This window comes from Vibrio neptunius (assembly GCA_019339365.1).
GTDB classification, from domain to species: Bacteria; Pseudomonadota; Gammaproteobacteria; order Enterobacterales; family Vibrionaceae; genus Vibrio; species Vibrio neptunius.
The window spans coordinates 1,491,422-1,515,036 of the sequence record CP079860.1; the positions used below are offsets into that span (position 1 = coordinate 1,491,422).

9 protein-coding genes and 2 pseudogenes are annotated in these 23,615 nt (G+C 46.2%); 9 read left to right on the plus strand and 2 right to left on the minus strand.

Translation table 11 applies throughout. The features are described 5' to 3' along the window. Positions 1-101 precede the first annotated feature (101 nt). Positions 102-5,093, plus strand: coding sequence for a carboxypeptidase-like regulatory domain-containing protein (locus tag KW548_23580; protein ID QXX08580.1), 4,992 nt, complete (start codon positions 102-104; stop codon positions 5,091-5,093). 95 nt (positions 5,094-5,188) lie between these two features. On the opposite strand, the gene KW548_23585 is transcribed toward KW548_23580, so the two are convergent. Further along, on the minus strand, positions 5,189-5,332 hold the full coding sequence (locus tag KW548_23585) for a hypothetical protein (protein ID QXX08581.1): 144 nt from the start codon (positions 5,330-5,332) through the stop codon (positions 5,189-5,191). Between the two features lie 192 nt (positions 5,333-5,524). On the opposite strand from KW548_23585, the gene KW548_23590 reads away from it, so the two are divergent. Both KW548_23590 and KW548_23595 read left to right on the plus strand, forming a co-directional pair. Continuing rightward, a complete protein-coding gene (locus tag KW548_23590) occupies positions 5,525-10,687 on the plus strand; it encodes a tandem large repeat (GenBank protein QXX08582.1) in 5,163 nt (1,720 codons plus the stop codon). A 748-nt stretch (positions 10,688-11,435) separates the two neighbouring features. After that, positions 11,436-12,700: pseudogene (locus tag KW548_23595) on the plus strand (hypothetical protein). On the opposite strand, the gene KW548_23600 reads toward KW548_23595, so the two are convergent. Continuing rightward, positions 12,677-12,844 (minus strand): hypothetical protein, encoded by a 168-nt coding sequence (locus KW548_23600; protein QXX08583.1) that lies wholly within the window; start codon positions 12,842-12,844, stop codon positions 12,677-12,679. The pseudogene KW548_23595 and the gene KW548_23600 overlap by 24 nt on opposite strands. A 208-nt stretch (positions 12,845-13,052) precedes the next feature. Here KW548_23600 and KW548_23605 point away from each other — a divergent pair. From KW548_23605 to KW548_23630, 6 genes and pseudogenes are all read left to right on the plus strand, one after another. Then, positions 13,053-14,707, plus strand: a pseudogene (locus KW548_23605) (hypothetical protein). A 23-nt stretch (positions 14,708-14,730) separates the two neighbouring features. Continuing rightward, positions 14,731-16,002, plus strand: coding sequence for a hypothetical protein (locus tag KW548_23610; protein ID QXX08584.1), 1,272 nt, complete (start codon positions 14,731-14,733; stop codon positions 16,000-16,002). Then, a complete protein-coding gene (locus tag KW548_23615; protein QXX08585.1) occupies positions 15,989-20,752 on the plus strand; it encodes an OmpA family protein in 4,764 nt (1,587 codons plus the stop codon). The genes KW548_23610 and KW548_23615 overlap by 14 nt, the downstream gene beginning before the upstream one ends. 88 nt (positions 20,753-20,840) lie before the next feature. Beyond that, positions 20,841-21,431: a hypothetical protein gene (locus KW548_23620; GenBank protein QXX08586.1), complete on the plus strand. Its 591-nt coding sequence runs from the start codon at positions 20,841-20,843 to the stop codon at positions 21,429-21,431. Then, entirely contained in the window at positions 21,419-21,895 is a 477-nt protein-coding gene (locus KW548_23625; GenBank protein ID QXX08587.1) for a hypothetical protein, read from the plus strand. The genes KW548_23620 and KW548_23625 overlap by 13 nt, the downstream gene beginning before the upstream one ends. Further along, positions 21,892-23,316: a hypothetical protein gene (locus KW548_23630; protein QXX08588.1), complete on the plus strand. Its 1,425-nt coding sequence runs from the start codon at positions 21,892-21,894 to the stop codon at positions 23,314-23,316. The genes KW548_23625 and KW548_23630 overlap by 4 nt, the downstream gene beginning before the upstream one ends. Positions 23,317-23,615 lie beyond the last annotated feature (299 nt).

The window sequence follows — 23,615 nt, forward strand, 5'->3', positions numbered from 1 at the left end:
TGAAAATGACGTTTTGCATAGTCAATATGCCACGTTGAGAAAAATAATTTAGTAAATATAATCGTTGAAAATTTAACTTGTCATTGGCATTGGCTTAAAAAATGAAACACTATAATTATCTTGCACTGAGTGCATCTCTACTACTTGTCGCTTGTGGTGGCGGTGGTGATGGCGGTGGTGACAGTTCGCCACCGTCAAGAACCATTGGTTCAATTTCTGGCAATGTGTTTGATGCACCAGTATCGAACGCGAATGTCTATATTTGGGAGTATGATAATGGCCAGCAAGGGCGCCTGATTGCTTCGACCAAAACAGACACAAGCGGTAATTATAGTGTTTCAGTGGAATCGGCTTCCCGCCCGGTATTGATTCGAGCTGAAGGCGGGTCGTATATTGATCCTGCTACAGGACAGGAAGTGTCTATCAGTCAAGAGGGCAGTATCCGGTTAGACAGTGTCGCCAATTATGTCGAAGGCTCACAGCAGTCAGTCATGGTAACGCCTCTCACTAACATGGCCGCTGGTTTAGCGAAATATAAAATTAGGGAAGGCTCAAGTGCATCGACGGCGGTGTCTCAATCCATTAGTGCGATCGAGGGTATGTACGGCTTTGACGCCAATACCACCCGACCTGTTGATATTACCAATGGCCCTCAAGGTGCGTATGCGACAGATGGCCATAAATACGGAGCCTTGCTAACGGCCTATTCTTCCTATGCGAAGGATATGAAGATACAAAACAATGGTGCCGAAAACGAATACTCGTCAATAAACCTTGCACGGATTCAATATAACGATATCCAGTTGGATGGTAAGTTGGATGGGCAGGGTAAAGTTGGTAACCATAGCCAGAGTTTGGACTTTGGTGCGGTTAAAGTTACCAGCGAGCTATACACCAAAGAGCTCGCTAAGCACGTAATGATCGCCGCCAATAGCCCCGAGTTGAATAAATCGAGTATTAAGGCGGACGAATTTAAACCTTTTAGTGATAAAGTTAATAAAATAGGTGAGGGAGATACCAGTGTCATTCCGGAACGTAAACCCTCTCCGATCGATTCTACGCCTCCAGTCGCGAGTCGACCAAAAGCAACCGAAAACGATATTATTGCGCGTACCGGCAGTATAGAAGTCAAACTTGAGGATGAAGTCGGCGTTGCGGTTCCAAAAGTGGTACTCGAGTCATATTTGAGTGGCACCTGGAGCGAATTAGAAACCTGCCCAGTGGGTGAGATAGGTTCGAGCTACTGCGCCATCGACACCACTGAGTTTCAGCAAGGTTTAAGAAGCTCGAATGTTAAAATTAACGTCAATACTGTTTCCCTTGACGACCTCAAAATGAGCTCTGGTCAGGCGCGTCTGGTATTTTATACCGAAGACGTACTTGGCAACAAAATTGAGACCGGCTCAGAAGCTCATATCGTGAGTTTCAAATGGGATAACCAAAACCCAATCATTAAAGTGACTTCAGATCCGGGAATTAAAAAGGACACGGGCGAGACTGAGTACCTCTTGACGGGTACGGTTACTGAACCCACGTCTGGTGGCGTTACGGTTACTGTTTCATTTAAAGGGGATACGCCAGAAGGGTTAGTGTGTTCTCCTACTGCAGATGACGGCGTATGCCAATTTTCTAACAAGTATAAGTTGGAGCAATTCGGGACATCGACAAAGTTTGAGATAACTGCTACGGATGCCCAGGGCAATGTCGGCCGAGAATACCATTTTGTCACCCAAGATGCTAGAGAGCCAAAGCAGGAGATAAGCTATCCGCAGGAGGAAGTTTCATTTGTACTTGAAGATGAGTCCGGTGCCTTTAGCGACCCATACCCTGGAGATTTCACGGCGAATACCTACAACGCATCATCGGTAACGACTGCAAAAAACTACCTCAATATTGATTATCAGTATGCTGCTAACAATATAAGAAATAATGTCGGTGTTAATTTCCAGTCGTTTGATCCTGGATACCTACATGACAACAAGATCCCCTACATCAAGGTAACAGTAAGGGACGAGAGGGCGCCAGATGGTGTTAATGTTGGTACTCCGGCTAACAAGTTAACATTACAGGTGAATTATTCCGTTAAAAAAGGTGGTTCAGGTGACTACAGCGACGGAAAGACGATTATCGCCAATGCGTATAATCAACAAGAAAGCGTTACTATACCTCACGCAAAGATAGATGAGGAAGAAGGTTCTCAAGAAGGAGAAGATAAGTGGGTAGAATTCATGACCTACTATATCCCCTTTACCAAAGATATACTCGGAGAGTCATTCGGTAACATATCTGAGTCTGACGCGCAAAAGCTGGTCATTAGTACGCTCGATGGCTCGAAAAACGTGTCGGATCCGATAACAGTATACTTCAAGACAACTTTTAACTTACCTACCTATACAGTTGTAACGCCTTTTGTTGGTGCGCAAGCGCAGTTAGAAGGGTTAGAAGGTTCGGACTTTGCTTATATTGATAAGTGTACAACAACACAAAACTCTGAGTCGACTGGAGAACCGGCTCTTGATGTTGCGTCTTGCCTGTTGCGTGGCAAAAAGTCTAATTACGACTTCTTACGAATTAAATTGGCAAGCCCAAAGGGCAAAAACACACACTCCTATAACTGGACTGATGATACCAGTAACTCCGAAAAAGTTAACCTACAAGATGCTAATTTTGGAGTTTACTTCGAGAAGCCTAAAGGCTCTCAAACCTATTATGTAACGGAACTCTCTACCTATCATACTGGCCTATTCGACTATCGTTGGGACAACTATCAAGGTACGAAAAACACAGAAGTGGCGAAGTCATTTTTAGCTGAAGTGAATAACGCAGTGGCGTTACAAAAGCCAGGTAGCTTTTTTGGCTTTGACCCTACCACTACCAGTTATGCGACCAACGAAATGTTGCGTCCAATCAAAGACACATTCAGTAAGCTAGCTGTCGAATATCAGCATCGTTTCCTTGCAGAATCAATGGCAAATATGTCTAAAAAATGGCCGCGAGTTTCTCCTCATGAACTTGCCTCCGCTTTTTATCAAGATCTAAGGGCAGATGGTAAGCCTGATGGAAAAGGAAAAGACCAAACTGTCATTGAACTGGATGGCGACGAGTTGAATGCAGACGTCTATCGTAAGGATTTGGCTCAAGCTTACTATGATGTACTCACTGGCAAATATCATAATAATAAACCTTGGGTAGCAGACAACATCGCCCAGTTGTTTGCGGATGATATATCCAAAGCTAGGCCCATGTTAGGTACTCTCGACCTATTTGGTAAAGATGGAGTCAGTATTGATAAATACGCGCCTAACGTGGAACTCACGGTAGTAGAGGGTAGAACCTATACGCCGATTAACAACAACAATCAATATGTCGCAGGTAATATCAATGCAACATTGGTTGTCTCTGATCCATCGGGCATAAAAGATGATGCATCTACTCCGTTAACTGTCGCTCCGATGTGGTACAAACGCTCAGATCCTAATGACGAAGAATCAGCCGGTATTTCGATCACGCCAAACAAGAACAATGCTAATGATGAATACGTCAAACAGTTCGCTTTTTCTGTAAATACCGCGTTAAGTGAGCATAAAGACAAAGTGGAATTGGCTATCCATACCAGTGCAATGGATAACCAAGGGAACGGCTATGGCTACCCAGATAATAAGCGTAAAGATTCTCTCTACATCGATAACGAACCTCCTAAAATCTCCTTGATTCGCCCTGAGGATCCAAAAACCAAGAATCAGCTTGAAGACAGCGTATACCTTAATACCAACAACGAACTGAAGCTACAGTTTAACGTTGTGGATACTGTCAATGACCAAAAAGAAAAGCGTGTTCTGCTATTCAAAGATAGCTCGGGTAAAATTAAGAGTTATGATGCCAATAAATTTGCTATTAATGACCCTGACAGCTTTGTTATTAACCTGTGTAAGGAAGTCGTTTGCGAAACTAAACCCGTCTATCCAGGTGAAGGTGATTGGGAGGTATATGTAAAAGCGATCGATAACTTGGGCAATGAGGTAAATGAGAACTCAATATCAGCACCGAAATTTACAGTTCGGGTTGATTCAGTACCGCCTGAAGTTGAAAACAGGACCGCAGAAAAAATGCTGGGAGGCAATACTACATTAGATCCTGCGCCTATCTGGGGCGATCATAGCCCAGGTGACAAACTTGATTTGCAACTTAAGATAGGTAATGTCCTTGTACCCAATTTAGGCCTTTGTATTAATGACGATACTGTGCCTTGTTTGGAAGGGACTCAACCTAACGTTGGCGTCAAGCTCGTAGCCGATGCCTTTACGCATGGTCAAACCAATACCTTGTTCTATACAGCGACAGATAAGGCATACCCACCGAATACCAGTGGGAGAGGAGAAATCAAATTTCAAGTCGATAAACAAGGGCCCGTTATCAACTTCCAAGACCCATGGTTAGTCGACTATGTCTCACAAAAGACTGGTGTATTGGGAGCTAAGTTCTCGGCGAAATTTAATAGCGTCACAGATGACTCCGGCGTAGAGAAAATCTCGCTTTATCAGAAAACAGATTCCGGTGAAACCTTCTTAAAAGATTGGACAGCAAGCGAGTGGAGCTCCAGCTTTGAGGGCACATACCCGGAAAGCAATGACGAGAACAAGATTGTTACAGACGACAGTAACCGCGCTAAGCTTTTTGTTAAAGCGACCGACATTCATGGATTTGTATCAAGTTCCAATGTGTCTAATGTGATCATTGATACGCAAGGCCCATCACTAAAATTGAATGGGCATACTGACGGTGATTTTTATGTTCCCGGTTATGAGCTCACGATCATTGCGGAAGACTATGACGACAACGGCTCGATAAACTCAAATGGTGTAAAGAAGGACAAGTTTGAGTATTGGATATTCGCGGGCGATGTTGCGCCAAATGGAGAAGGAACCAAGCCAAACCTAGATAAACCTAGTGGCCAATATAAGATCCCACTACCGTCAATTCCCGATACAACGGGTGCAGATGCTATTACCGTAAAACTGAAGGCGCAAGATATCCGCGGCAATGTTTCCACGGTGCCATTTAAACTGCATATCCAAGGGATCCACCAAAACTAGTAGAAATATTTAAGTTTGAGTACGCAAGCGATAATAATAGCCCTATTGAAGATGTAGTTACTAAGGCTGGCGATATCAAACTTATTCTGAAGATTTCAGATATCAGCGGCATAAGTCAGGTAACCGGCTCTTACCGCTTTAGGAGTGAAGAAGCCGGAACTACGACTGGTGAAGAAGCCGGAACTACGCTCAGCTTTAATTTTAATAAGAACGATGATCAATGGGAATCTGTTATTCAAGAAAGCGCGCTGACTCAAGACGGTATCTACGATCTATCTATTTACGCATACAACAACGCCAAATACTTGCATCCGGCACAGCGAATACCTCTAAAAATAACAAAGTCTTTAAGTGTTCAAAAACAGGCTGTTAAGCTTGAGATTAAATCGCCGGAGGATTTCCAAAACTTTATAGCCAATGGCGAGCTAAAGGTGGATTTTAATGTAATAAGCGCAGTCACACCAAATGAGCTCCAATGTTGGGTTCGTGAAAACTATAATTCGAACCAAGCACCAACAGATGTTAAAGTAGCGACCTCTGGGCTAATAGAAGGTGAGCTTGGGAACACCCCAAGTTGTACGGTGAAGTCTGACAAGAACTTTACAGAGTCACCTGTGGTATTAATTGTTAAAACCAAAGGCAAAAATGGAACTCCGAACGTGCAAAGGTTTACGTTCAATCAAATGGATGTCAACCCACCAACGTCTGTGCAAAAAGACTACTTATTACAGGGTGAAAACGTTATTCCAGCGAGTCCATCTGCAAATAAAGACAAGCAATTAAGCATCCAGCTCGGATTTACTGACAAAGAATCAGGGGTCAATATTAATACAGATCCGCAAGACTTTAGACCACAGCTTGTTAGAATCAACAATAATGATCCAATAGAGCCTAAAGAGTGTGAACGCAATTCTGATGGTGTGACATGTCGCTATATTGAGAATTACACAACTTTCATCGATCCACATAACACGGAGCATATCTTTAACGTTAAGAACTTAAGTGATAAGGCAGGTAATACGGCCGACGTCTCTCAGCTTTCATTAAAGCTTCCGGAAGGCAAACCGACAATTGCAATCACCAGTAAAGACGATATTGAGAACCCCCTTGCTCAAAACACCGTCGTTAAGGACCTGATAAGCATCAACCTTAAAACGCGTTTACCTAATGGCTCGAAGCTGGAAGTATTAACTGTCAAGGTAGGTGGCACCACTTATTCTACTGCCAATACCAATCATAAGGATAACTTTGAGGCAGTCACAAAGTGTGGAGAGAATGACGAATACTTATGTGCGGAGTTTACCGCTGATCTGTCTGGCTCTAGCGCCCAATCCTTGGAGGTTACAGCGAGAGCGATGGATGTGTTTAACCGCAAAAGTGATGTTGATACGAATCTTAATAAGGTAACGTTTATCGTTGATAATCAGAAACCTACCGTTGGTGGCCCTGATGGTGTGAAAGTGTCCAAACCGAATGACAAAGTCAGGTTCACTTTCCCCATTACCGACATCGGAGGGTTAGCTCGAGTCACTTACACAGTGGCAGAGTTGGGGACTTTCACCAGAGAAGTAAAAAAAGGTGATGACCCTACCTACTTTGAGGTCGAGGCATCGAAACTGGCTAACAAGAGCGAGTTGACCGTAACTGTCACGGCTGAAGACAAAGCGGGCAACCGGGTTACAGTGCCCAATATGAACGTCAATATAGCGCTACCCACTGTAGCGTTATCTCTGGCGGATAATGCGCGTATAGAAGGGGAATGGCTTGTACTTGGCGGTACCAGTCAAGAAATGACACTAAAAGCGAATGCTACGAATAGTATTACCGCAAAAAGTTACCGTATCACTCTTGTGCCTGTTTCAGCTGGAGAATCAATCGAACAGTCGGCGACGTTTAGCGGCACGTCTGCGACCAGTACATTTAGCTTCAAAGACACGGATCAAGGCCAGTACATGTTGAAAGTGGCGGTAACGGACTCGATTGATCGCACGCTTGAAACCTTCACTTACGCGACGACAGATTATGGCGCTGAAGGCATAAAGTCTGTCGTTGATACCCAAGACCCGAGCGTGAGTAACCTAAAAGCCGAGCAAACAACCTTCGCACCCAATGATAATGGCGAATACTTAGTCGAAGTGACTGCAAATGTCTTGGATACGAACTTGAATGAGGTGAATGCAGAGCTTGCGTTGAAAGCAGGTGGCGACAAAATACGGCCTAAATCTGTAGCAAAACCGACGGACGATAGTAAGCCGTACGTCTTCAGTTTCTCGGTCCCAGCGGGTGTTTATCGGGTTGCGATTAAAGCTAGTGATCTTGCCGGAAAGGTCAATCCAGCGCAAGAAATCGAGACCGAGGTTGTTGCTGCCACGACCCCAGAGGTAAAAGCAATATCAGCCGCACCGCAAGGTCCGATTGGCGGTAACAAAACGACTACGCTGAATATCAAGTTTTCTGAAAAGGTCCAAGACTTTATTCTGAGCGATATAAAACTCACCCAAGTGGGCGGAAGCGATGACGTTGGCACCCTGAGTGAATTATCTACAACAAACAACATTGATTGGACCGCAAACTACAAAGCGCCGCAAGGAGAAGATAAAACCATCACCTTTACCCTAGAAGACGATGCCTATCAAAGTGACAAGGGAATCAAGGGTAAAGGGTCTACGTTTAATCTAGAGGTTAAAGGTGTATTGCCAACAGTAAAATCACTATCGCTCAATCCTGAATATGCAGATACAGGGGATACCATCAATGTGACAGTGGAATTTTCACAGCCGGTCTCAGAGCCTTCGGAGTCGTATCTCAATACCAGCACAACCAAAATCAATTGGGGTGCTGCTAGCGGTGAAAGTGACCGTTGGACAGGTACGGTCAAGGTTCCAAGTGCCAATGACACAGATCTTGAAATGCCAATAGTGATCGCTGGTTTTAGTGATACATACACGAATGAGGGCGTAGCCTATCAAGATAAAAAGTTGTTACTGAAACCTAAGGTAACAATCACTGAGCTTGTAGTGAGTGCGCGCAAAGTAACGGTAAAAGGAACTACCACAAGAACAGGGACATCCGCGACGTTGAAACTAACGCTTTCAGACACAGACGTTGTCACGGCTGACGTTAGTCAGACCTACACACTGTCGAGCGGTAGTTGGACACAAGACGTGGACGTAAGCAGTTTGGCGGCTGGCACCATCACAGTAAAAGCAGTGGTAACCAACAGTCAGAATGCTTCAGGTGAAGGGAGCGATACTTTTACCTTAGACAAGCAAGCACCGACGTTGAAATCAGACAACCCAGTGAGCTTTGAGCGACTGGACTCAAGCAAGGTGAAAGTGACGGTAACCTTTTCAGAGAAGGTGACGCAACCTTCAGGCAGCCAACTGGGCGATCAGGCCATTAGCTGGGAAGGTGACGGTGAAGCGAAGGGCGTTTGGAACGGAACGGCTGACATTAGCAGTGTCGATAACACGTTGGAATCCTTGCCACTGACTATTAAAGGATACCAAGACGAGTCAGGCAACCCAGGTGCGGAGAACACGGACCACCAGTTTGCGTTGCAGCCAGTAGTGACCATAAGCGAGGTAACGGTCAACGCAGGAGCGGTGACGGTGAAAGGCAACGCCACGCATTCAAGCAACTCCGCGACGTTGAAGCTAACGTTTGAAGATGCGAGTAAAAACACAGTGACTCAAGATAAAAACGTAAACTTGTCGGATGGCGCTTTTGAACAAACGGTGACGTTTGATGATCTATCGGGCTTAGCCAGTGGTTCAGTCGATGTCATCGCAGTGGTAACCAACAGTCAGAATGCTTCAGGTGAAGGAACAACCTCCTTTACCTTAGACAAGCAAGCACCGACGTTGAAATCAGACAACCCAGTGAGCTTTGAGCGACTGGACTCAAGCAAGGTGAAAGTGACGGTAACCTTTTCAGAGAAGGTGACGCAACCTTCAGGCAGCCAACTGGGCGATCAGGCCATTAGCTGGGAAGGTGACGGCAAAGCGAATGACGTTTGGAACGGAACGGCTGACATTAGCAGTGTCGATAACACGTTGGAATCCTTGCCACTGACTATTAAAGGATACCAAGACGAGTCAGGCAACCCAGGTGCGGAAAATACGGCTCACCAGTTTGCGTTGCAGCCAGTCGTGACCATAAGCGAGGTAACGGTCAACGCAGGAGCGGTGACGGTGAAAGGCAACGCCACGCATTCAAGCAACTCCGCGACGTTGAAGCTAACGTTTGAAGATGCGAGTAAAAACACAGTGACTCAAGATAAAGACGTAAACTTGTCGGATGGCGCTTTTGAACAAACGGTGACGTTTGATGATCTATCGGGCTTAGCCAGTGGTTCAGTCGATGTCATCGCAGTGGTAACCAACAGTCAGAATACTTCAGGTGAAGGAACAACCTCCTTTACCTTAGACAAGCAAGCACCGACGTTGAAATCAGACAACCCAGTGAGCTTTGAGCGACTGGACTCAAGCAAGGTGAAAGTGACGGTAACCTTTTCAGAGAAGGTGACGCAACCTTCAGGCAGCCAACTGGGCGATCAGGCCATTAGCTGGGAAGGTGACGGCAAAGCGAATGACGTTTGGAACGGAACGGCTGACATTAGCAGTGTCGATAACACGTTGGAATCCTTGCCACTGACTATTAAAGGATACCAAGACAATTCAGGCAACCCAGGTGCGGAGAACACGGACCACCAGTTTGCGTTGCAGCCAGTAGTGACCATAAGCGAGGTAACGGTGAGCGCAGGGGTGGTGACGGTGAAAGGCAACGCCACGCATTCAAGCAACTCCGCGACGTTGAAGCTAACGTTTGAAGATGCGAGTAAAAACACAGTGACTCAAGATAAAAACGTAAACTTGTCGGATGGCGCTTTTGAACAAACGGTGACGTTTGATGATCTATCGGGCTTAGCCAGTGGTTCAGTCGATGTCATCGCAGTGGTAACCAACAGTCAGAATGCTTCAGGTGAAGGAACAACCTCCTTTACCTTAGACAAGCAAGCACCGACGTTGAAATCAGACAACCCAGTGAGCTTTGAGCGACTGGACTCAAGCAAGGTGAAAGTGACGGTAACCTTTTCAGAGAAGGTGACGCAACCTTCAGGCAGCCAACTGGGCGATCAGGCCATTATCTGGGACGCAGCCAGCACGGCTAAAACAGTGTGGGTAGGTCAGGTCAATATTCGCAGCACTGATACGAAAGCGGAATCCTTGCCACTGAGTATCAAAGGTTTTGAAGACGCATCAGGCAACCCAGGTGCGGAGAACACGGACCACCAGTTTGCGTTGCAGCCAGTAGTGACCATAAGCGAGGTAACGGTCAACGCAGGAGCGGTGACGGTGAAAGGCAGCGCGACGCATTCAAGCAACTCCGCGACGTTGAAGCTAACGTTTAAAGATAACAATGGCGCCACAGCGACCCCAAATAAAGACGTAAACTTGTCGGATGGCGCTTTTGAACAAACGGTAACGTTTGGTGAGCTATCGGGCTTAGCCAGTGGTTCAGTCGATGTCACCGCAGTGGTAACCAACAGTCAGAATGCTTCAGGCCAAGACACGTACAACACCACACTCTAATCAGATATTTTTTAATCGACGGCTTAGATTGAAGTGATTAATCTAAGTAAATAAAAAAATAATCTAATATTTGAACTAAAACGCCAATTTTTTTGGCGTTTTTTTTTATTTAATTTCCCCAGCTATGAACGAAATGAATATTAAAATAGTCTGATTGTTTAGTTGGTTGATCATTTGCCTACATAATGGCGGATAATAGCCGTCAAAATGATGAAAATCATAAGAATTTCGCCACGTTGCATTGTTAGACTGACATTGTATAGTAACGCTGCGCCTGAGGGTGCTATCCTGCACAGGTGGTTAATTCTATCTGTTTAGTATCTATTATCTTGGTACATAGACGTGATATTAAATCACGTCTTTTTTTTATTTACTCTATTATTTTCCCTGTCGTATATTAATGGCTATAGTACGGTTTAACACTTTTATTAGTGTTTTTCATACTATGGGCGTTGCCGTTGTGTATTATTCTTTTCTTTGTCACACCATAGTCGAGTTTGTTTCACAAACTGGATGTGACATGTTTTCGCGAGTGAATGGGTTGGACGAGCGACAGACCACGATCGTGTTTGTCTCTATACTTTGCGCACCCCTAGCCGACGAGTGACAAAATACAAGGCTTTGCTGAACCTGAGCTAAGCCCGACACCGGATCAGATGCCCAAGCCGTTAAGCCGCGAAGATAAGCAGCGCTTTGAGTCGTTAATCATGGATTGGTCGTTTTAACTGAATAATAAAGTGAAACACAAATGAATAAGAAACTCCTACTTGGGCTGGGTGTCGCCGCCGCGTTGGTCGCTGGCGTCAGTTACTATGTCACTAAGCCCTATTTTGAAGAGAAAGCTCGCATAGAGCTGCTCGCTGATCAGTTAGAATCTCGCAATAAAAGTCGATATCCTAACGGAGTGCGTTGGCGTTACAGCTACGATTTTGATATTCCAGATAACCCTACAGTGGCCGACTGGAATACCGAGCAGCTCAAATTACCTCAGGTGTTGTTTACCGTCACTAACCCAGAAGACGAAACCAAGGTCAGCTATTGGGCGCTGAGTATTGATGGCACCAACCCTCAATTATTGATCCCTGAAGGGGTTCTGCCACCACCACCATTCAGAAGTACCACTGATTACAGCAAATATATGTCGCGCTCGCCTAATGGGCGTTATCTGGTGATTCCACAAAAAGGCGGCACCATCTTATATGACCTCGCCAATGGCGAAAAACTCGATTGGGTGAGGTGGCAACCAGTCCTCATGTATTTATGTGGGATGTGGACAGCACTCAGGTGGTGGTCAAAAAACGAGACGAACTCTTGTTGGTGAAATTGGACACCAAAGCGGTGCTTAAGTTTGAAGAAATTAATGGCCCATTAGCAAGACGAGCGGTAGTGTTTGGCAGCACGTACATGAGCCAGTCAGAGCAAATGATTTATATAAGTTTTGACCGCCTTATGGCGGGAGGCAATTTTTATTGCGGCGAGTCTGAGGAGTATATTGCAACCTTTGGCGACCATGGGGTGCCTAATTGTGGCAATACCTTGGTGTTTGATGCCAAAACACTGCAATTGGTCGACCGCGGCGATTTTACGCCCAATGCCTACTACTGTAATGTCAGGGACAGCAAGTTCTCCGATGGCTTTTACTGCGCCGGTGCTGGCGAGGGCAAAGTCTTTCGCCTCGGAAGGCCCTCCCAACAAGTTGGCCAACACCCAGCAAACGCCACCTTACTGGCGTTAAATGGTGGTGATATCTGGTTGACAGCGCTACATCAAAGAAATATTTCACGCGTGTTAAACCAGCCGACTGAAAATAGCCCGACCAAAGAGATGTTCTACACATATGGTGGTTTGCATAATGGTGAGCGAGCAAAAGTGTCAGCGTTTGGCTTTGGTTTTAGCCGCTATGTGATTGAACATAAAGACAGTGATAGTTGGAGTGAATCTTTGTACCCATTACCGACTTATGACGATCTCGAAAAAGCCAAAGCCGTATTACAGCAACGCAACCAGCGCTAACACAGCGGTTGCGTTGCCATCGCCTTGCGGAGTAACACAACTGAGGGTATCACCTCGCCATGGGCCTATCGCACTGGTAACCATTTCGCTGGCGGTGAGTGGCACCATTAACCCCGTATTGTTTTGCTGAGGCGCTTTTGCCACCTAATAGATCACTCAGAGCCTAGTTAAAATAACTTTATTGCTAGTGATTTTACCTATTTTACTGTTCTATATGACTTTTTTGCTTTTGCCGGGTTGCTATTGTCTTGCCAAGTGATTACGATGCAAGTTACCAAATCGTTAAGTAAACCTCCGGGTTTATCCGTTACCGCAATCAAAACACATTAATGATGGTTGTGGAGAACTCAAAATGTTATTAGTTTGCAAATTTGTCCCAGGGAACACGGCTTCTCGGGAAATGCTAGACTACTTACTCTCGCCAGATGAATGCATCGGGGAGCTTTCGCGTGCGCACAATCCTAAGGATTTGCTCGCAGCGCTACCTAAGCCTTTATCTGACTCTATTCCCGATTCGGCGAAAAAAAGCAACTACAGCTTACTGTCGAGCATTAAACAGTCCCTCGAACGAGGTGATTGGTTGGCGCTATCTACTTTTAGGCGGCAATATCCACTCTCAGAAGCGGACCTGATCCGTTACCCTTTACTCAAAAAGCGGGTTGAGCGGTTGGCCGCCCAGCCAGCGAAGAAATTCCTTAAAGCCAACTATGATGCGGTAAGAGACGACGTCTATTTGGCGCCAAACATCAGTTATACACCGGTTGAACCTTCTCCAGACAAAAAGATAGTGGTCGAGTTTGCTGGCCAGTGGCGGTCTTACGCTGCCCGTCTTCTATTGACGAAGACCGAATGTCAGTCTGAAACCACCGCCAGTCCGCAGAAAGACAGCAGTAAAAGTCATCGCAGCGTGTCGGTGTTTAAAGATCTCGAAGATGAGCCTCGCAACCTGTATTTGTCGATACCTATGAGTGGCTTACCTATGCCTCTTAAGCTGTTACTGGCCAAAAATGTCGAGCCTGTAGATGGTAGCCTCGATAAACCAGAGTGGGATAACGTCTTAGTGCCCGTCCGGCCGCTGGCTTATCTCGATGGCAGCAAAAATAAAGACAAAGCGTCTGAATTACGCGGCGGTTACCTTTACGTGTTCTGGAAAGGCAAGTTGTGGCGTGAAATGGCAATCACCGACAAAGGCTACTATCAGGATATCGACGTCGAGTATTACCGCGCCTTGTATAAACAAGAACAGGCGAAAAAGCAGCCGAAAGCGATTCATCGTGAAGCGGAAGGGTTTCCGCTGCCGCAGTTTTGGGTGCCTTACAAGCTTTTGGGTGAAGTGCAACAAGGGGAAAATGGCGTCAAAGTGTTATTTTCGCCCAAACAGAAGCGCTTCAATCAGATAGAGGCATTAGAATCTGATCCTGAATTGCTCGACAAATCCAGCACCCCCTTGATGAGCTCGCGAGTTACAGTGCAGAGCAGGCGTTTTCGGTGCAGGAGAACACCTCCGACGTTGATAACGCCACAGTCCATGCCGTTGGCGAAGACGATATGCCATGGCTGAGTGATCAACAACTGCTAGTGCGCAGCTTCGACAAGAGTAATACCGTGATTGCCTATGTCGATGGTAAAAACGATGGGTTGATGTTTAGAGTTGACGTTGGAACTTCCGGTACTACGGCGCTGAACACGCTCTATATTGTCGACCATAACAGTGACTATAAAGATGCGTTTGAACTGGAACTGTTTCATGGCCCGGATCATGACTGGCAGCAAGCCCTGTTAAGCGGCTTGCCGCGAGAAGGTGTCTTTACCATTTCGCTGGTTTGTGACCAAGACCCCGACAGCCGACATATCTTGTTTGATCAAGTGGCTTATCAAGATTTGTTTGCACAACCACGAGGCTTTGCTGAACCTGAGCTAAGCCCTACACCGGACCAGATGCCCAAGCCGTTAAGCCGCGAAGATAAGCAGCGCTTTGAGTCGTTAATCATGGATTGGTCGTTTTAACTGAATAATAAAGTGAAACACAAATGAATAAGAAACTCCTACTTGGGCTGGGTGTCGCCGCCGCGTTGGTCGCTGGCGTCAGTTATTTCGCCACTAAGCCCTATTTTGCCGAACAAGCTCGCATAGAGCTGCTCGCTGACCAGTTAGAATCTCGAAATAAAACTCGATATGCTGGCGGAGTACGTTGGCGTTACCGTTACGATTTTGATATTCCAGATAACCCCACAGTGGCCGACTGGAATACCGAGCAACTCAAATTACCTCAGGTGTTGTTTACCGTTACTAACCCAGAAGATGAAACCAAGGTCAGCTATTGGGCGCTGAGTATTGATGGTACTAACCCTCAGTTATTGATCCCTGATGGGGTTCTGCCACCACCGCCATTCAGAAGTACCACTGATTACAGCAAATATATGTCGCGCTCGCCCAATGGGCGTTATCTGGTGATTCCACAAAAAGGCGGCACCATCTTGTATGACCTTGCCAATGGCGAAAAAACTCGATTGGGTGAGGTGGCAACCAGTCCTCATGTATTTATGTGGGATGTGGACAGTACTCAAGTGGTGGTCAAAAAACGAGACGAACTCTTGTTGGTGAAATTGGACACCAAAGCGGTGCTTAAGTTTGAAGAAGTAAATGGCCCATTAGCAAGACGAGCGGTAGTGTTTGGCAGCACTTACATGAGCCAGTCAGAGCAAATGATTTATATAAGTTTTGACCGTGATATGGCGGGAGGCAGTTTTTATTGCGGCGAGTCTGAGGAGTATATTGCAACCTTTGGCGACCATGGAGTGCCTAATTGTGGCAATACCTTTGTGTTTGATGCCAAAACACTGCAACTGGTCGACCGCGGCGATTTCAGCCCAAATGCTTTTGACTGCCATGTTGGGGACAGCAAGTTCTCCGATGGCTTTTACTGCTCGGGTCATGGGCAGGGGCAAGTGTATCGTGTTGGCAGGCCCTCCCAGCAAGCTGGCCAACACCTAACAAATGCCACCCTACTGGCGTTAAACGGCGGTGATATCTGGATGACTTCGATGAAACAGAGGAATATTTCACGCGTGTTAGCACAGCCAAGTGAAAACAGCCCGACTAAAGAGATGCTCTATACATTTCGTGGTTTGCAAGATGGTGAGCGAGCAGAAATGTCGGCGTTTGGCTTTGGTTTTAGCCGCTATGTGATTGAACATAAAGACAGTGATAGTTGGAGTGAATCCCTATACCCACTACCGACTTATGATGATCTCGAAAAAGCCAAGTTGGTTTTACAGGAGCGTAATCATGGCGATCGCTAAAATCGAAAATAAAGCTCTTTATCTAATGGGGCAGTTGGTCGGGCCAAATGGAAAGGTGATTGATGGTAACGGTCTCTATCCATTACCCGGTTTTACCTTTGCATTACCAGAGCGGGTTGCCGCCGAAGTGGCGGATGAGAGTCGCAGTACTAACAGCGCCCCGCTGTACTTTAGTGATTCGGCCGGGCGACTGCAAAGTTGGAACAGTGAAATTCGTTCCGTTGAGCAACTTGGTATAGGCAAGCAACAGAAGGGGGAACCGCATTCTCTTTCCTCTTCGCCGTTAACAGTCTTGCCTAATACCTCTAAGCTGAAACCGGTTTTTATTCCCCCTTACTTAATTCCTGCTGCGGTGATGTCGCAAGAGGAAGACTGGACAACTAAGCTGGTCTCGTACGCAAAAAATATTCAGGATGCGCGCGTAGCAAATGGTGCGCCGAATGAAATAGACATTTCTACCGTTTCAAATGAGGTGATCACTAAGGATATTAACAGCGAAAAACCGCTGCGGCGTTTTTTAGACCCTGATTTGGCGGCATTTTTTATTCAAAGCGCGGAAAAGGCCGAACAGGAACTCGGGCTTAACGCTGGTGCCTATAGCACTCTTTACCAGCAGCTCTACAGTGGTCACTACCAACATGACTTTCACTATTTGCGTATTCCGCAAGTGTGGACAATCAACTTGTTTTTCTCCGCGGAGTATTTTGAAGGCACGGAAGTGACGCTATCAGGCCAGCCGGAAAATTTAATTATCCAAGGCGATGTAACTGACAAAAAAGATAGCATTGTTAGCAGAGTGCGGCCTGTTACCTACTTTGATATTGCCAATCAAACCGATGATGCGGCTCAAGCCGAACAAGTGACCCAATATGTGGCGACATTTTGGATCATAGGCGGGCATCTCGACTCTGACGAGCAGATTAAACAGTTAATACGCTTTGATATCAACTTAGACAGTATTAAAGATTATTGGAGTGATGACGAGCAATCGGCGAGTAGAGCGTTAGATTCCGTTAGCAAACTACGCATTCCTAATAACCAATACTCGATTTCTGAGCAAGTATTGCACCTGCCAATATTCTCGATTGCTGGGCGCAGTGTACTGGTCTCCGGCGACCCTATCTGTGTTGAGGAGGCACTGTTTCAACATGCACCAAGCCTGTTTAGCGACTGGGTCGATTGGAGCAAAAACCAGCCCCATACTGGTGACAACAAGGTTGACTCCGTTAGCCAACCTTCACTGGATATTCTGAATACCCTTGGTACCTATAAAGGCTTGCTAGAGGCGTCGGCCTCTGGGGTGATGGACCCATTCAGTATGACCACGGTGCATAAAGCCTTTAGTGCTGCTCTGGGTGAAGCCCAAGCGGGCGACCTGTTGGAAGTCGTCAAGCTGGCGGTGGGTATTGATGCCAGCGCGCGGGATTTCTTAGACTTTGCCGGACGACTGCCAGCGCCAACGCAAGAGCGGATTCCGATGGTCATGAAGGTTGTCCAGAAACTCAACTGGAGTGGGGTGATCGCCTCAAACGTACCTGACGCGTTTACTATTCCGCCAGCTTTGGAGCATTTTTGGCACAAGGTCGATGACAAGATACTGACACCGTTAAAGCCTTTTGCAAAAGTGATTGAGGTTGGTTTAGACAAACCCTTTGGTTACGCTGAGCTTGTTTCATCAGGGCTCAGTGTCTATAACGGTGTCCAAGACGCGCAAAAGGCGTTTGCTGACTACAATAGCAAGTCAATCGAGTACAGCCAGAAGACACAATCTGTCGTGTCAACGATTGCCCTGAGTGAAGAAACAGAACAGCAACGGCTGCTTGAAGCCGAAGAAGCGCATAAAAAAGCCCTTTTGAATGCCTTTTCTGACCATGCCAATCAGCATAAAGTGCTGCTTAATGGTAAGCCAATTGCTCAAAAACAAGCGGCCAAACCCGGTGAGGCGAGTTACTTAACCCTGCTGTTTGAGTTTGATAGTGCTGAAGACCGATTATCGCCATCGGACACGCAATTAGTGAGTAAAGTGGCTGATTATCTGCGCAACACGACGTCTGAAATGGTGCTCGAGATTAACGGCTTTACGTGTGATGTTGGTACGCTGGAATACAACTTAGTGTTGTCTGAAAAGCGTGCCTCAGCCCTTAAATCGGCTATTTTAAGCCGTTTAGCGGCGGATGCAGCAAAATGGGAGCCCCGTTTACTGGTGGTTGGCCGCGGGGTTGCCCCGAATAACGACAAGAGCCAGCGTCGTGCCAGCAGACGTGCAGAAATGCGCTTTTTCCTCAATTCTGCCTTTGATTATCCTCCTTGTCGCAGCTGGTTACTGGGGCTAGAGAAAAGTCGTCAGGTGTCCGTGTCGGCAGAAATGAAAGTACAAGATGAAGTGTGGAACTTCGCCGGTCAAGCCTTTGATATCGCGCTTGGTATAGCCGCTCCTGTTTTGGGGCCGTCTGCTGCTATCGCATACAGTTTGTATTGGGCAGGCGGTGTGCTCCTTTCTGCTTACCAAGGGGTAGATCAGATCCTCAAAGAGGACATCATCAAATACAAGGAAGCGCAAAAGCAGTATTCAGAATTAGACGTTATCGGCCAGGCATTATTGCTGAAAGATGATGTTGCTTTTAATGAGTTAAGTGTATTGAGTAAGGCGTACATTAAACGCGCCATTGCGCTTAATGGTTTGGTACGTTTACTGCTCTTGGAAGCCTCAAACCCGGAAGAGGCAAGTAAAGTTATCGCTGGCAGTGATACGACAAGTACCGCTTACGCCAATACCTCTAGCAAGTCCCAACAGCTTGATATCCCAGGTTATATTCGAACCTATCTTCTCAGCGATGACTGGGATATCGGTGGTACATGGTTGCCTTCGTTTCATTTAGATGAGGCTTGGTTGGAAACAAAGGATGACGTTGGCAGTGCGGATAACAGCATCAAAAGTTATCTTGCCTCGACAAGCTATTTTGTTTACAAAGCAAAGCAATCTGAGTTAGGTGAAAAGGTACTTGAACACTCTCAGAGTTATCAAAAATACTGCCCGATTCATACGTTGTCTGATCCATCGTTAAGCCAAATTAGAAAGCTTGTTAAAACCCCAGCGTTGGGCAAATTAGGTGAGGATATTTATACTACGCACTTTGTTTCTATCCAGAAAGATGGGGTGTGGAAGTCGTTGGAGACGATCGTTAACGCTGGCGAACAAGTGAACCCACTTGACCCTGTCAGAGTGCTGGTGATTCTCGACATGAAGGATAAGTATCTGGCTAAATTTAAACAGGAAGGCACTCTAAGTTTGGTACCAATCGGTGTAAGGCCAGTTAGGAAGAACCGATTTATTGATGATGTTGGCGCGTATACAACGGAATATGTTCGTCAATTGTCTCCCGACTCATTGCACGAGCTGGAACGGAATCATCTCTCCGAGAAAGGCTTACTTGCCGATGATAGCCCACTATTTGGTGTTTGTATCACACCGACTTATTACTTGGGAATCAATGTCATCAATGGTATCAAGCCTATGTCTGACGATTACGGTAGTAAGGATTGGGAGTCGGTCTTTGGTGCGGCGAATAAACAAGAACGCGCTTCTTACATTATGCGATACTTGCTGGAAGTTGGGGTACCCAATAACTCTGATACCGAAAAGGGCTTAACGTTTACAAGACGCCTTTACTACACCGACAAAAACGGTGATAGAGCAGAAATCTCGGCAGACAATTCATCAATGTTTGAGCTCGCGATGTCAAAAGAGCATGAGTTTCTATACGAGAAAACCTTCTTAACCAGAACGGAAGAGAAAAAGCGTCAATACCCTGAGCTATTTGAAGACCCTAAATTGGGGCTCTACGTCCACGATACCAATGTGCAATCACTCATACCGGGTGAGAGCCGTACTAAACCAATGGAAGAGTTGGGCTGGACAAAGCAAAGGCCAGTAAGAGATCTTTCAACCCAAGCGACGAAGCTCTTGATGTTGGTGAGTACCAAGTCTGTGAAGAACGCACAAACGCTGCTTAAAAATGGTGGTTTTGACACAGAAAGTATCGTCGTCGACACATGGTTGAGAGCGAATGATACTGAAGAGGATTATAAAGTGTCTCTGTCTGGTAGCTTGCATCCACTGGGTACATTGACTTTTGATGCTGAAAACAGACAAGTCAGCTTTGTGACTAAGCCAGTGACAGAGAACTTTGTGCCATTGTCGCAGCATGTTAAAAAACATGCCGTAAGCCTTATTGACGATCTGGCGATCACCGAAAGCAGTTTTACTGACTGGGAGGCTAAGCCAGTCGATACGGATCTCTACGCAATGGAAGTCTCGCTCGAATACGTCAACGCAACGGGCAAGAAAACTCCGGGTATGCGTCCGTTTGTTGCTAACGACGATGAGCAGCCCTGTATTTGGGTGGAGATGGAAGGTAAAGAAGGCCTAGGCTTAAGTGCGTCCTCACAAAAAGTGTCTGTTGTTGGCGTAAATGAAGACAGTGACAATATTCCTTTCAAGCCGCAATGGTATGAAATGGACCAGCAAGAATTTGATAACGTACGAGCATACACTGCGTCTACGACGGATGATTTCGATGAGAACATCAAGTCGTCAAAAGATAAACAGATTAAACACAAATCTTCCAAACTCAATAACTGGATCAAAGCCTCGCCTGAGTTATTGAGTTACGTGAAAGCTGAAGATCTGTCACTTTCTGATGAACGTAAGAGTATGTTGAGAGATTGGTTGTATAACGAGCTCGATTAGTAACAAAACCGCCAGAAATGGCGGTTTTTTTTACACTTAAAGCCCTGCTGTGCTGTCTAATTCTCACTATGGTGAAAGGCTAGGTAAAATGTCGTTAGTGCTGGTGTTTTTGTCTGTTTGGCTATTCTATCTGACGGTTGGCATTTTTCTGCGCCAGTTTTCCTTATTTAACGTCTTAGTGCCCGTCCGGCCGCTGGCTTATCTCGATGGCAGCAAAAATAAAGACAAAGCGTCTGAATTACGCGGCGGTTACCTTTACGTGTTCTGGAAAGGCAAGTTGTGGCGTGAAATGGCAATCACCGACAAAGGCTACTATCAGGATATCGACGTCGAGTATTACCGCGCCTTGTATAAACAAGAACAGGCGAAAAAGCAGCCGAAAGCGATTCATCGTGAAGCGGAAGGGTTTCCGCTGCCGCAGTTTTGGGTGCCTTACAAGCTTTTGGGTGAAGTGCAACAAGGGGAAAATGGCGTCAAAGTGTTATTTTCGCCCAAACAGAAGCGCTTCAATCAGATAGAGGCATTAGAATCTGATCCTGCATTGCTCGACAAATCCAGCACCCCCTTGATGAGCTCGCGAGTTACAGTGCAGAGCAGGCGTTTTCGGTGCAGGAGAACACCTCCGACGTTGATAACGCCAAAGTCCATGCCGTTGGCGAAGACGATATGCCATGGCTGAGTGATCAACAACTGCTAGTGCGCAGCTTCGACAAGAGTAATACCGTGATTGCTTATGTCGATGGTAAAAATAGTGGTTTTAAACTTTCCGTCGAGACTGGGCTAATGGATTTTGATACCGCCATTACCCACTATGCCGTGCTGTCTGACAGTGAAAGTGATTGGGTACTGAGTGAGCCATTAGAATACAGCGAAGACAACCCACATTTTGCGACGGCGATATTGGGCGGCTTCCCACCTAAGGGCAAGTTTACTTTGCAAATTTCCTCGTCAGGGCACACCCACCACTCTGAATTGGTTTTTAGTGACCTTACCTTCGAGCAAATACTGGCATGGTCTCAACCAGCTAGTCCCGCTCCGGCGCTGGAACCGCGGCCTGAAGTGAGTGCCGAAGATCAAGCCGCAGTGGAGAACCTCAAAAGCTATATGTCGCTGTGGCAAAAAGAATTAGGACTATCAAAATGAACAAAAAAATCATTCTCAGTGTCTCGGCTCTAGTGGCGGTGGCACTGGGTGTCGGTTTTGCTTATCGGCCACAGATTAACCACTGGTTAGAAGCCAGAGCCGAAGATCAAGCAAAACAAGCAAGATACGATGCGGCGTTAAAAACGGTCGTTTCATATATGGATTCTTTTCCTGAAGAATCATCAGCTTTAACTGATTGGGTTTTAGCGGTCGCTGACCCAAGAACTGCGCCGCTAGCCGAGTGGGACAAACCGGGTGATAAAGCGCAGGTGATCACTCAGATATGGTTAGCCGAACAACCGAAAAAAGCTGGGCTATATACCATGAACCTCGATGGGACTAACTTGCAAAAGCTGTTAACCGCTGACGAAGTCAATAGGCTGGTCAGTTGGACAAAAGACTTACGTGTGCAGCGCTCACCCAATGGCCGTTATATGCTGTTTAATAATGGGCTGTTTGAACAGCAAATAGGCTGTGCGATGGTCGATTTAAAAACCCGCCAAATCGAACGTTTTGGTGGTGATTGCCTATTTGGTGGCTGGTTACCCGATAGCAGTAAAGCTTATGTCTCTCAATTGGGGAAAGCGTATGAGTTTGATACTGCGGCAATGACGATAAGCCCTTTACCTCTTGCTGTGCCTAACCCAGATACCCCAGAGTTAAGAAAAGCTTGGTTCGATGGTAATGACCATGCAAAAGATAAGATAAAACGGGTACGTCTGGTAAATAATGGTACTCAGTTGTTGGTAGATATTAAAACCTACTACAACAAGTCTTCCTTAGAGCTAAACGCTAAGCCAACCTATTTAAGTTATAACGTTGGCGATTGGCAACACTACCAAAAAGAGAGTTTTTATCCTCAAGAGTGTGTTCGGAGCAAAGCCATCTATTGGCGTGAAGATGGCGGCGCCTTTAGCTGCGATACCGCCGCTGGTTATCGTGGCTACAATGCGAATGATTTAAGTCAATCTGCTTTACTGGCCGATGATACTCGCTACCCGCTTCAGCTTGGGGTGTTGAGTGGCAGAGAATCGCTTACCCCTATTTTGACTCGCCAGCGCCAGCCAGACGAGTCATCGCCAATAGACACACTGCGTTACTTTTATAAGCTCCCCAGTGCGAAGGATAGAATGAGCGGTTTCTCCTTTTATATTCCCCCGGCTATCAGCTCGGGCTTTAACCACTATAACCTAGTGCAACAGCTACCCGCTTTACCTACTTATAGCCAATATCAAACCGCCTTTGACCTCAATTACCAAGAGCAATTAGACAAGTGTGAGCAGTTGTGGCAAACCAAACACGAGGGTAAATGGAGCGATATGGATATTTATGGCTGCAAAAGCCTATGCCAGATAGAAAGGCATGGCAGTCACTTTATTGCTGTTAATTGTCAGTCAACAAAGGAGAAGCGCCGTGGCTAATGCGAAAACTATTCATGGTATTTACCTATTTGGCCAGCTTGCCCAAGGGGAAACGATTGCTCCAACTATGGTGAAAGGCTAGGTAAAATGTCGTTAGTGCTGGTGTTTTTGTCTATTTGGCTATTCTATCTGACGGTTGGCGTTTTTCTGCGCCAGTTTTCGCCGTCTATACGCCCGCCAACGGTGAAGCCGATCTGAGGGGGAACTGTCATCGACATGGTACTAGCATGGCAAGTCAGCAAATGCTTGTATAAAAAAACCGCCCCAGATGGCGGTTTTTGTCTTGAGCGGCGGAGAAG

What these genes read in the sequence shown, in the direction of transcription:
- KW548_23580 (QXX08580.1), top strand. Translation starts at nt 102, where the DNA reads ATGAAACACTATAATTATCTTGCACTGAGTGCATCTCTACTACTTGTC.
- KW548_23610 (QXX08584.1), top strand. Translation starts at nt 14,731, where the DNA reads ATGAATAAGAAACTCCTACTTGGGCTGGGTGTCGCCGCCGCGTTGGTC.
- KW548_23615 (QXX08585.1), top strand. Translation starts at nt 15,989, where the DNA reads ATGGCGATCGCTAAAATCGAAAATAAAGCTCTTTATCTAATGGGGCAG.
- KW548_23620 (QXX08586.1), top strand. Translation starts at nt 20,841, where the DNA reads ATGTCGTTAGTGCTGGTGTTTTTGTCTGTTTGGCTATTCTATCTGACG.
- KW548_23625 (QXX08587.1), top strand. Translation starts at nt 21,419, where the DNA reads ATGCCATGGCTGAGTGATCAACAACTGCTAGTGCGCAGCTTCGACAAG.
- KW548_23630 (QXX08588.1), top strand. Translation starts at nt 21,892, where the DNA reads ATGAACAAAAAAATCATTCTCAGTGTCTCGGCTCTAGTGGCGGTGGCA.